This is a genomic window from Vibrio sp. 2-Bac 85 (assembly GCF_037546705.1).
Lineage (GTDB): Bacteria > Pseudomonadota > Gammaproteobacteria > Enterobacterales > Psychromonadaceae > Psychromonas.
Genome location: NZ_JALAAB010000001.1, coordinates 365,994 through 377,791 on the forward strand (window position 1 = coordinate 365,994; position 11,798 = coordinate 377,791).

8 protein-coding genes are annotated in these 11,798 nt (G+C 39.7%); 5 read left to right on the forward strand and 3 right to left on the reverse strand.

Annotated features, from left to right (window positions below; all coding sequences use genetic code 11):
* Nucleotides 1-48: 48 nt before the first annotated feature.
* Genes MT390_RS01610 through galM form a run of 3 tightly spaced genes read left to right on the forward strand, consistent with a single transcriptional unit; the run spans nt 49 to nt 3,350 of the window.
* On the forward strand, nt 49-1,104 hold the full coding sequence (locus tag MT390_RS01610) for a UDP-glucose--hexose-1-phosphate uridylyltransferase (protein WP_499439210.1): 1,056 nt from the start codon (nt 49-51) through the stop codon (nt 1,102-1,104).
* Between the two features lie 18 nt (nt 1,105-1,122).
* Complete coding sequence (galK, locus tag MT390_RS01615; RefSeq protein ID WP_499439212.1) at nt 1,123-2,280, forward strand: galactokinase; 1,158 nt, start codon at nt 1,123-1,125, stop codon at nt 2,278-2,280.
* An 11-nt stretch (nt 2,281-2,291) separates the two neighbouring features.
* Complete coding sequence (gene galM, locus MT390_RS01620; RefSeq protein WP_499439495.1) at nt 2,292-3,350, forward strand: galactose-1-epimerase; 1,059 nt, start codon at nt 2,292-2,294, stop codon at nt 3,348-3,350.
* Nucleotides 3,351-3,414: 64 nt separating this feature from the next.
* Here the strand turns inward: galM and MT390_RS01625 are convergent, their stop codons facing one another.
* Entirely contained in the window at nt 3,415-4,422 is a 1,008-nt protein-coding gene (locus tag MT390_RS01625; protein ID WP_166368618.1) for a substrate-binding domain-containing protein, read from the reverse strand.
* 365 nt (nt 4,423-4,787) lie between these two features.
* Here MT390_RS01625 and MT390_RS01630 point away from each other — a divergent pair, with 365 nt between their 5' ends.
* Nucleotides 4,788-6,890 carry an alpha-galactosidase gene (locus tag MT390_RS01630; RefSeq protein WP_499439215.1) on the forward strand — a complete coding sequence of 701 codons (2,103 nt, stop codon included), beginning with the start codon at nt 4,788-4,790 and terminating at the stop codon, nt 6,888-6,890.
* Nucleotides 6,891-7,147: 257 nt separating this feature from the next.
* A complete protein-coding gene (gene pyk / locus MT390_RS01635) occupies nt 7,148-8,578 on the forward strand; it encodes a pyruvate kinase (RefSeq protein ID WP_166368622.1) in 1,431 nt (476 codons plus the stop codon).
* Between the two features lie 68 nt (nt 8,579-8,646).
* On the opposite strand, the gene MT390_RS01640 is transcribed toward pyk, so the two are convergent.
* Together MT390_RS01640 and MT390_RS01645 are read right to left on the reverse strand one after the other, a co-directional pair.
* Complete coding sequence (locus MT390_RS01640; RefSeq protein WP_499439216.1) at nt 8,647-9,714, reverse strand: LacI family DNA-binding transcriptional regulator; 1,068 nt, start codon at nt 9,712-9,714, stop codon at nt 8,647-8,649.
* A 247-nt stretch (nt 9,715-9,961) separates the two neighbouring features.
* Nucleotides 9,962-11,734, reverse strand: coding sequence for a solute:sodium symporter family transporter (locus MT390_RS01645; protein WP_499439218.1), 1,773 nt, complete (start codon nt 11,732-11,734; stop codon nt 9,962-9,964).
* Nucleotides 11,735-11,798 lie beyond the last annotated feature (64 nt).

The following is an 11,798-nucleotide window of genomic DNA, read 5'->3' on the forward strand; positions in this document are numbered from 1 at the left end:
GTGTTGAGTAAGCAATACCTAACGTTATAAATAGGAACGAGAATAACTATGTCTGATATTAAATTTAATCCAATTGATCATCCACATCGCCGTTATAACCCATTAACAGGACAATGGATCCTAGTTTCTCCACACCGTGCGAAACGCCCGTGGAGTGGACAGGATGAGAAACCATCAAACGTGCAGCTACCAAGTTACGATAAAGATTGTTTCTTATGTGCTAATAACACACGTATTTCTGGTGATAAAAATCCAGACTATAAAGGTACTTATGTTTTTGCTAACGATTTTGCAGCATTAATGACGGATTCGCCTGAAGCGCCAGAATCTGAAAACCCATTATTTAAAACCCAAGGGGTACGTGGTTTAAGTCGTGTGATCTGTTTTTCACCGGACCACAGCAAAACCTTACCAGAACTACCAGTAAACAAAATTCGTGGCGTTATTGATACGTGGAACGAGCAGATTGAAGAATTAGGTAAAGATTATGTTTGGGTGCAAGCTTTTGAAAATAAAGGCGAGACAATGGGTTGTTCACAACCGCATCCACACGGTCAAATCTGGGCAAACAGTTTCCTGCCTAATGAAATTGAACGCAAAGAAAAACACCTTAAAGAATATTACGACCAACAGGGTTCAAACCTGTTACTTGATTATGTGCAAGCTGAAATGAAAGACGGTGAACGTACCGTTGTTGAAACAGAGCATTGGATTGCTGTTGTTCCTTATTGGGCTGCATGGCCATTTGAAACCATGTTATTACCAAAAACAGCGATTCGCCGCATGAGTGAGCTTTCTAGTGAACAACGTGATGACCTTGCCGTTGCGATCAAGAAATTAACCAGTCGTTATGACAATCTATTCCAGTGTTCTTTCCCTTATTCAATGGGTTGGCACTATGCTCCTTTCTTTGAAGCAGGAACGGATATTGACCATTGGCAATTACATGCCATTTTCTATCCACCACTACTACGCTCTGCGTCAGTTCGTAAATTTATGGTGGGCTATGAAATGTTGGCTGAATCGCAACGCGATCTAACCGCAGAACAAGCCGCTCAGAAGTTACGTGATGTCAGCGATGTTCACTACAAAGAACAACAATAAGGGACGGAGATTTACTGTATGCCAAGCACTCACTTAAAACAACGCGCAGCAAACGCATTCCAAGATGTATGTGGTTATCCTGCAACAACATTTGTACAAGCGCCCGGCCGCGTTAACCTAATCGGTGAACATACCGATTACAATGACGGTTTTGTTATGCCCTGTGCCATTGATTATCAAGCCGTTATTGCCTGCGCTAAACGCGACGATGGTGTGATCCGTTTGATTTCGGTGGATTATGATCATGTTCAAGATTCATTTGTTGTTGATCAAGAAATAAAACCAACTGAAGATAAACTATGGGCTAATTACATGCGTGGAGTGGTTCATTTCTTAAAAGAAAAGGGCTACTCACTTGGCGGCGCAGATATTGCTATTACTGGTAATGTTCCACTAGGCTCTGGTTTAAGTTCTTCAGCTGCACTTGAGGTAGTTACAGGTCAGGCCATGAAAGCGCTCTATGAATTAGATGTTACTCAGTCTGATTTAGCACTTATTGGCCAAGCATCTGAGCATAATTTTGCAGGTTGTAAATGTGGCATTATGGATCAGATGATTTCTGCCTGTGGTGAAAAGAGCCATGCACTATTGCTTGATTGTCGAAGCCTAGAAACAAAATCTGTGCATATTCCCGAAGGTGTTAGCATTATGATTGTTAACTCTAATGTCACGCATAGCTTAGTTGATGGAGCCTATAATGCACTGCGCGAACAGTGTGAAGAAGCTTCTCGTTTGCTTGGTAAAGTGGCATTGCGTGATGCAACGTTAGCAGAATTAGATGCATCAAGTATTGAAAAAGGCTCAGATGTTTATAAGCGTGCACATCATGTTATTTCTGAAAATGAACGTACTGTTGCCTGTGCTGATGCACTAATTGCAGGTGATTTACAAAAAGTCGGTGAATATATGTATGCTTCGCATGCTTCTATGCGTGATGACTTTGAAATTACTGTGCCAGAGATTGACTATATTGTTGAAGTATTAACTGAAGCATTAGGTAACAAAGGTGGTGCACGCATGACTGGCGGTGGTTTTGGTGGATGTTGTGTTGCTTTGATGCCAACAGAAATGGTGCCTCAAGTTCAGGCAGCTATTGAAGCTAAGTATCAAGCAAAAACAGGCATTAAAGAATCTATTTATATTTGCACACCACAAAATGGTGCAGGCGTTATTTAATACGAAAGGTAATCATCATGTCGAATACACTTTTTAAAACCATGACTGAAGAAGTCGCTTTTGATGGTCAACCTGCAAAATTAGTTAAATTGCAGAATAAAAATGGCCTATCGGTTATTTTTATGGACATCGGTGCAACTTGGCTGAGTTGTGAAGTACCCGTTGCCGATCAGCAGCGAGAGGTTTTATTAGGTGTATCTACAATGGCTGATTTTAAAAAACAAGGCACCTATTTGGGTGCGACAGTGGGCCGTTTTGGCAATCGTATTGCAGATGGGCAATTTAGTATTAATGGTTATCCCTACCAATTATCAATCAATCAAGATGGTAATACACTGCATGGTGGGGTTGATGGTTTCGATAAACGTCGTTGGGAAATAGAACAGCAGACGCAAGGGTTCGTTCGCTTTGCTCTTGTATCAGAGGATGGTGACCAAGGTTTTCCAGGGCAATTACAAGTATCAGTATGCTATCAATTAACCGATGATAATCAGGTTATTATCAGTTATCACGCAATCACTGACAAACCCACGCCAATTAACCTAACTAACCATGCTTATTTTAACCTTGCCGGTGCTGAATCAGGTGAGGACTGCAGAAATCATAGGCTACAGATAGATGCAGACCATTACCTGCCAACTAATAAAGTCGGAATTCCACTCGATGGACCTGCTTCTGTAGATAAAAACAGCTTTGATTTCCGTCAGCCTAAAGTCATTACAAGTGATTTTCTGACCGAGCCACAACAGCAATTAGCAAAAGGTTATGACCATGCTTTTTTGCTTAACAAACCTTGCCAACAAGGTGCCCGTGCAGCATTGCTTAGTAGTGCAGATAATGATCTGTCACTAGAGGTATTTACCAATAAACCTGCGCTGCAACTTTACACTGGGAATTGGTTAGAAGGAACGCCTAATCGCAATGGTGGAGAGTATCAAGACTATGCTGGCATAGCTTTAGAGACAGAGTTTTTACCGGATGCTGTCAACCATCCAGAATGGCAGCCTAGCGCTATTTTACAAGCGGGACAAGAATACCATTATCAAACCACCTATCGATTTATTACTTGAATTCAAGCAAACAAAAAACTGCACCAAGAGCAGTAATTTTCCTGCTCACTGCACCCAATTATATTCACTCTGCGTCATGCTTGCTAACCGACAAACGCTTCACCAGTGTCGGTGAAAAAATACGAGTTTCGGGAGTATATTGTTCTTTTTTAGCAAGTTTAAGTGCCAGTTCTGTTGCTTGTTTAGCCATAATCTCAATGGGATAATTAATGGTTGTTAATTTAGGATGAACATAACGGGAAATTAAGCTGTTATCAAAACCTATTAACGATATTTTTTCAGGTACCGCAATATTATTTTCTTCCAGTGCGCTAAGTACACCAGCAGCCATAAAATCGTTGTAAGTTAACACCGCACTAATTGGGATATTTTTAGATAACAATTCGATCATTGCAGATTTACCGCCTTGATCATTGCTATCTGCAGCGGCAATATATTGCATTGGTGAAGGTAAATTATGGTCCTTCAAAGCCTTTAGATAACCAGCTTGGCGTTCCGAAGCATCATCAATTTGATGATTAGAGTTAATATAAGCAATATGCTTATGGCCATTATTAATCAGAAATTCCGTCGCCATATAGGTCCCTTGAAAATTGTCAAAGGCAATACAGCGATCCGCAATTTCAGGAATATATCGATTAATTAATACTAACCCCGGCACTTCTTTAGCAAAACCAATCAACTCTTCTGCACTTAATGCTTTAGCATGAATAATAAGCGACTCTCGGCAGCTATTAATCAACAGCTCAATCGCTTCTCGTTCACTATCGGCGTCATGGTAACCATTGCCAATTAACAGATGTTTATGATTTTCCCGTGCAACTTGATCCGCTGCTTTGATTAAAGTACCAAAAAAGGGATCTGAAATATCACTCACCAACACGCCAATAGTATTAGAGTTTTGGCTGACCAAAGCGCGTGCGTTAACGTTAGGACGATAGCCCAATTTTTTCATAGCACACTGCACTGCACTGATTGATGATTTCCCTGCTTTAGGGGAATTATTTATCACCCTTGATACAGTCGCAATGGATACACCAGCTTCTCTAGCTACATCTTTAATGGTTGCCATTTGATTCTCTTAAAAGAAGTTTATTTAGTTTCATTATTGCAATCATTATAACGTTATCGATACTCAAAATCAGAAGATGTTAACGTTTCCAATTTTTTAATTAAAAAATACAAAAATAAAGCCTGAAAATTAACAGACTCTAATCGTATTAACAGATTTTATGTTACAAAAGACTTATCATTTACTTTAAAGTTAAACAAAAGTTCAACCAATGTTTTCAAAAACAATTGGTTACATAAAATCTATTGTTTCATATCACATATACCAACTTAAAGGCTGACAAAACCTTTAAAAGGTGACAATCTAACCATAATGTTTACGCAAACAACTTACTTTTTCAATATTCTTTACGTACTGGAGATAAAATGAGCGAAATTATTCACCTAACGAGTAAAAATTGTAGCCTAATAATCAAGGTTGATCGCACTCCTGAGGTGCTACATTGGGGCGCAAAAATAAGTCAGATTGACCCTGATATTATGTTATCTACTGAGCGCCCTATCTCTCAAGCGCGCCTTGATGTTGATGTTCCTTTGTCTTTATGTCCTGAGTTAGGCAGTGGGCACTTTAATGCGCCAGGTATAGAAGGTCATCGTAATAGCCATGATTGGGCACCGGTTTTTTCAGTAATCGATCAAGTAGTTACAGATCAATCTGTCACCTTCACATTACAAGATGATGTTGCCAAACTACAATTAGATATTGAGCTGAAGCTTGATTTTGAAAGCGATGTTGTGCAAAAACGTGTAACCGTCACTAATGTTGGTGAAGGAAAATACCATCTCACCAAGCTTTCTTCTACGTTACCAGTGCCAAACCATGCGAATGAATTAATGACTTTCTACGGTCGCTGGACACGAGAATTCCAAACTCACCGTCAATCATTCTCACACGGTGGTTTCATGCAAGAAAACCGCCGCGGTAGAACCTCTCATGAAAACTTTCCTGGTTTATTCGTTGGCACGGATCACTTTACTGAACAAAATGGACAGGTTTGGGGTTTTCACTTAGGTTGGAGCGGTAATCATCAACTACGTGCTGATGTTAAAAGTGATGGTCGTCGTTTTGTACAAGCAGGTGAATTACTGCTGGCGGGTGAAACCGTTCTTGAACAATCACAAAGCTATACAACGCCTTGGTTATACGCAACTTACAGTGCCAACGGTTTAAATGGTATTTCTGAACATTTCCACCACTTTGTACGCAACAACATTTTAAAATTCCCCGTTGATAAACCACGTCCAGTGCACCTTAATACGTGGGAAGGTATCTACTTCGAGCACGATCCTGAATACATAATGAAAATGGCAACTGAAGCTGCTGTTATGGGTGTTGAACGCTTTATTATTGATGATGGTTGGTTTATAGGTCGAGATGATGATCGCACGTCGTTAGGCGATTGGTATTTGGATGAGAAAAAATATCCAAATGGTTTAGAGCCTGTTATCGAACACGTTAACAATCAAGGCATGGAGTTTGGTCTGTGGGTTGAACCAGAGATGATTAGCCAAGACTCAAATCTTTACCGTGCACATCCTGATTGGGTATTAGAACTTAAGGGTTATCATCAACCATCGGGTCGTTGGCAGTATCTGCTGGATCTACAAAATCCAGATTGTTTTAACTATTTATTTGATCGCCTCAATGATCTACTCACTACCTACAATATCTCATACTTAAAATGGGATATGAACCGTGAATTAGTTCAACCAGGTCACGAAGGTAAACCTGCGGTACACGGCCAAACTAAAGCATTATATGCATTATTAGATAAATTATTAGCAGCACATAGTGAAGTAGAAATTGAGTCTTGTTCATCGGGCGGTGGTCGAATTGACTTTGAAATCCTTAAACGTACTCATCGTTTTTGGGCATCAGATTGTAACGATGCGTTAGAGCGTCAAGCAATCCAACGTGGTATGAGTTATTTCTTTCCTCCAGAAGTAATGGGATCACATATTGGGCCTGAAGAATGTCATTCGACTAATCGTCGTCACCATATCAATATGCGTGGTATTACTGCGCTAGGTGGCCACATGGGTGTTGAATTAGACCCAGTAAAAGTACCTGAAGATGAAAGACAAGCATTCGCTAAGTACATCGCGTTACATAAACAATACCGTGAATTATTGCACAGTGGCCGTAGTTTCCGTTTAGATACTCCCGATAAGCGTCAAAACATCTACGGTGTACAAAATGAAAATGAGATGTTGTTGACTGTTTGTCAGCTAACCATGCCTGATTATGCATTGCCATCGCCACTGCGTATTAGCTGTATTGATGCAAATGCACAGTATCAAGTGCAAATAGTTGAGATGCCAGAGACTAGCTTCCAATTAATGAAACAGCGTCCTCAATGGTTAGACAAAACATTAACCTTAAGCGGTGAAAACATTAAAGAAATTGGCTTAACACTACCAATCCTTGATCCTGAATCTGCACTCATGCTTTCTGTTAAAAAAATCTAAGCCCCTCTTTATGTCGGCTAACTATATCAATCGTTAGCCGACATAAATTAAATCTAGCAATTCAAACAAATCATTAAAGCTAATAATTCAAACTAAGAGTTCAAACTATCATTTTAGACTTTGACTTCAAACCGTAAGATAAATCAGCGAATATGTTTATAGCAACTCCTAAGATGAGTACAATAAACACACAATACAGGGTACCCTGAGTAGCGTTTTTTTACCTTCATGAGAAAATATATTAATAAGGAATTCACATGACCAGACGTACAAAAATAGTGACAACATTAGGTCCAGCAACTGACCGCGATAATAACCTAGAAAAAATTATAGCCGCCGGCGCCAATATGGTGCGTATGAACTTTTCACATGGTGAGCCAGCGGATCATATAAAACGTGCCAAAGAAGTGCGTGAAATAGCCAAACGCTTAGGCATTGAAGTTGCCATTATGGGTGATTTACAAGGTCCCAAGATCCGCGTTTCCACCTTTAAAGAAGGAAAGATTCAACTTGCCGTAGATGATAAGTTTATATTAGACAGTGATATCGACAAGGGACAAGGTGATCAACAAGCAGTAGGTTTAGATTACAAAACATTGCCACAAGAAGTAGCAGCAGGCGATGTCTTATTATTAGATGATGGGCGTATTCAGCTTATTGTTGAAAAAGTCACTGGCAACCAAGTACACACAACCGTCTCTATTGGTGGCACTTTATCTAATAATAAAGGGATCAATAAAAAAGGCGGTGGTTTATCTGCGGCAGCTTTAACACCAAAAGACAAAAAAGATATTATTACTGCTGCTGAAATTGGTTGTGATTACCTAGCAGTTTCATTCCCACGCAATGGTGAAGATATTCACTATGCTCGCCGATTAGCAAAAGAAGCAGGTTGCCATGCTAAAATTGTTGCTAAGGTAGAACGTGCAGAAGCAGTAGAAACACAGGAAGCATTAGAAGATATTGTCAAAGCTTCTGATGTGGTGATGGTAGCACGTGGTGATTTAGGCGTTGAAATTGGTGATGCACGATTAGTTGGTGTACAAAAAAATATGATCCGTACTGCTCGCCGTTTAAATAGAGTCGTGATCACTGCAACACAAATGATGGAATCGATGATCAGCGCGCCAATGCCGACTCGTGCAGAAGTAATGGATGTCGCTAATGCCGTATTAGATGGTACAGATGCAGTGATGTTATCGGGCGAAACAGCGGCAGGTGAGTATCCTCTAGAAACCGTTAAAGCCATGAGTGACGTTTGTATCGGGGCAGAAAAGCACCCAAGCATTAACATCTCAACCAATCGTATGGATTGTACCTTTGATGACCCAACTGAAGCATTAGCAATGACAGCCATGTTTGCGGCAAATCATACGGTTGGTATCAAAGCGATCATCGCTTTAACTGAATCAGGCAGCACACCATTATTAATGTCACGCTTAAGCTCTGGGTTACCTATTTTTGCACTTTCAAGTAGCACCCAAACTCTTAATTACTGTGCTTTATATCGTGGTGTCACACCGATTAGGTTTAGTTCGACTGCAACCAATAACAGTGATTATGTTCGCAACGCAATTGATACATTAAAAAATGCGGGTTACCTAAAAACGGACGATCTTATATTGATTACTCATGGAGATGACCATTCTGCAGGCTCAACGAATACCTGTAAGATCATAAAAGTGTAAATCACCAATATTGATAATCTTAGATATATCCTTTAATTAGCAGTTGGCTTAACAGGATATTGAACAGATTAATCAAGCAGTTGTTCGCATTGTTTGAGTAACGCACGCAACTGCTGTTTATCACTCAGGTTCTTTTGGTAGGCCTGAGTGCTTTTTCTTTCAATAACTTCAGTGACAATAGATTCTTGCTTAAACTCAGCATCAGACTCCTCTTCCATGCTCAACGCCATTAAAACACTACGCTCTCCGATCAATAAAAAATCTTGTCTAATCGTAGTTAGCGGTGGAGAAAAATACGCACTATCTGCCGTGTCATCAAAACCAATAACAGACACTTGCTGTGGAACGCTCAAGTTAAACTCATTTAATGCTCTTAACACCCCAAGCCCCATCTGGTCACTTCCCACTAACACCGCATCGAAATGGACACCATTAGTCAATGCGTGATGAGTATGCAAATAACCACTATCCGCTTGCCAATCACCTTCAAATTGGCTGATAACTTTAACATCAGGATATTCATTAAGCACATCTGACCATCCTTTTAGACGTTGTTCAGCAGCACTTGAGTAAAGTGGACCAGTGATGATTAAAAAATGTTTTCTTTGTAATGAGATCATCAATTCAGCAGCTTTCTTTGCGCCCTCATAATTAGCACCACATACGATATTAACTTGGCTATCAAGTGGCACATCAATAAATACAAAATGAATACCAACATAACGTTCGATTAATATTTCTGATTCTTCTTTGCTGAGCGGAATATTCATGATGATAAACTCTACTCGCTGAGATTTTAGTTCATCTATGGCCGCCGTAATTTTATTCAAGGAGTGCGTCGAAACCACCGCTAACGAGGTCCCATAACCTAACTTTCTTGCCTGTTTACGGATACCATTGGCAATCAATGATGCACCATGCAACAAAATATCAAGGGTCACAACGCCAATCATATTTGATTTAGCACGGCCTAATATCTGCGCGCCTTTATTGGGAATATAACCAAGTTCTTTAATCGCAGCATTCACTTTGATGCGTGTTTCTTCAGCCACATTAGACGAGCCATTAGTGACACGAGAAACAGTTTGCGTCGATACATTCGCTAGTTTAGCAACGTCTTTAAAAGTTACATTCATAATCTCTTTCCATCTCTGTTAATGTGAATACTAAGCACATAATAATAGCCTCACTTCCTTGTTACGCTAAACAAACTTCCTAGGCGGGAATAGGTTTTATCCAACCAGACCTTCATTTTACACACTTATTAAAAAAGAGGACATTCATCAGATTAAGGTTTTTGATTCTAAGCAGATTAGGTCATTTTTAAAACGAAAAAAGCAGAGTTAAATAACTCTGCTTTGTGGAAGGGATCAATTTTATCTATTATTTAGCAGATAACGCTTCCATTTCACGCATTTTTTTATGTTTTGTTTTAATTCTGAAGTACATACCAACAAGAAGAACCAAACCAACGATGCCGTAAATAACCATCAAGCCTTTATCTCCAGTAACAAGACCAAGGTCAGAGAATACAATGTATGCACCTAATACCATATAAAGAATGATACCTGACGCTTCAAAGCGGAATGCCCAAGGTGTGATATCAATATTTTCATTAACAGGCATTACGTAGGCAGTTTCACGAGGACGCAATTTACCGATAACATACATAATTCCACAACAGATAACGAATAGTACTGCTAGTTGATGGAAGAAATGTAACTCTGCAAGCGGTTTAAGTGGGCCTAATGAATCTTGGAATTGAGTTGGTGTAAACTGAATAATACCGTAAGCAACCACGAAGAATGCTAACGAAACTTTTGCAGCAACAGCAGGCACATACTTGGTTAAGTAACCCATGAATACGATAGTAAAGATTGGCACACTAAATAGACCAGCAAGACGTTGCAATAGATCGAATAGACCATTTGGTGCATACATAACGAATGGGGCAATAACAACTGATGAGATTGCAATTAACACACCAAATATACGTCCTTTATGTACTAACTCTAGGTCAGAAAGCTTGTTTTCTTTATCAAAGAAAGGCTTATATACATTTAGCGTAAACAGCGTTGTTGATGAGTTCAATACACCGTTAAAGGTAGATAGAATTGCACCGAACATCGCTGCGATGAAGAAACCTACTAATGGTTTAGGCAATACTTCGCCAACTAAACGTGTGTACATCGTATCTGCTTCAAACGCTTGTCCAGCAGCATCGGTAGTACCAAACATATGATAAGCAATAATACCTGGGATGATTAAGAATAACGGTGTAATTACTTTAATCGCACCGGCTAAAATAACCCCTTTTTGACCTTCTTTAAGATTCTTTGCACCAAGAGCACGTTGAATAATCGCTTGGTCAGTACCCCAGTAATATAAGTTAACAAGTAATAAACCCGTAAACATAGTTGAGAATGGTACGTTCGGATCATCTGATGCACCAACAGCTTGTAATTTATCTGTTGCTTGGGTTGTGATTATTGTAAAACCGTCCATGAAGCTACCATCACCTAGGACATAAAGACCAAAGATAGGGATCATCAAACCACCAACAATAAGACCAACACCATTCATACTATCTGCAATAACAACGGCTTTTAAACCACCGTAAATAGCGTAGAACAAACCTAAAAATCCGATAATAGCAGAGATAAGTAACACCGACTGGAAGCGGTCAATACCTAGTAGCGCTTCAACATCAAAGATACCACCGATTACCATTGCACCAGCATAAAGCGTGTTAGGTAATAAGTTAATAACGTAACTTAACAGGAACAGAATCGTTACAAATTTCTTTACCGACATGTCATAACGCGATTCTAAGAAATCAGGAATAGTTGTTATCCCCTGCTTCAAGTAACGCGGCACTAGAAACAGTGCAATGATGACTAGGGTAATACCCGATGCTACTTCGTAACCCATTACAGACATGTTGCCTTTGTATGCAAGTGCGCTCATGCCAACAAAACTAGTCGCTGAAAGGTTGGTAAGGATTAGTGAACTTGCAATAAGACCACCTGTTAAACTACGACCACCAAGGAAGTAGCCATCTTTAGAGTCATTTTTATCTGCCTTTACACGAGTCCATGTGACAAAAACCACAAGGCCGGTAAAGAACAGAAATGACAAAAGAATTGTTATTGGCATGATGTTTCTCCGGTTTATTTAAAGTAATAAGGAAGTTTGCGAATGTTTCCGTAAACATTGGTAA

Bases quoted from the DNA above. Each gene is read 5' to 3' on its own strand.
- galK (WP_499439212.1), top strand. From the start codon at position 1,123: ATGCCAAGCACTCACTTAAAACAACGCGCAGCAAACGCATTCCAAGAT.
- MT390_RS01625 (WP_166368618.1), bottom strand. From the start codon at position 4,422: ATGGCAACCATTAAAGATGTAGCTAGAGAAGCTGGTGTATCCATTGCG.
- MT390_RS01640 (WP_499439216.1), bottom strand. From the start codon at position 9,714: ATGAATGTAACTTTTAAAGACGTTGCTAAACTAGCGAATGTATCGACG.
- pyk (WP_166368622.1), top strand. From the start codon at position 7,148: ATGACCAGACGTACAAAAATAGTGACAACATTAGGTCCAGCAACTGAC.
- MT390_RS01645 (WP_499439218.1), bottom strand. From the start codon at position 11,734: ATGCCAATAACAATTCTTTTGTCATTTCTGTTCTTTACCGGCCTTGTG.
- MT390_RS01630 (WP_499439215.1), top strand. From the start codon at position 4,788: ATGAGCGAAATTATTCACCTAACGAGTAAAAATTGTAGCCTAATAATC.
- MT390_RS01610 (WP_499439210.1), top strand. From the start codon at position 49: ATGTCTGATATTAAATTTAATCCAATTGATCATCCACATCGCCGTTAT.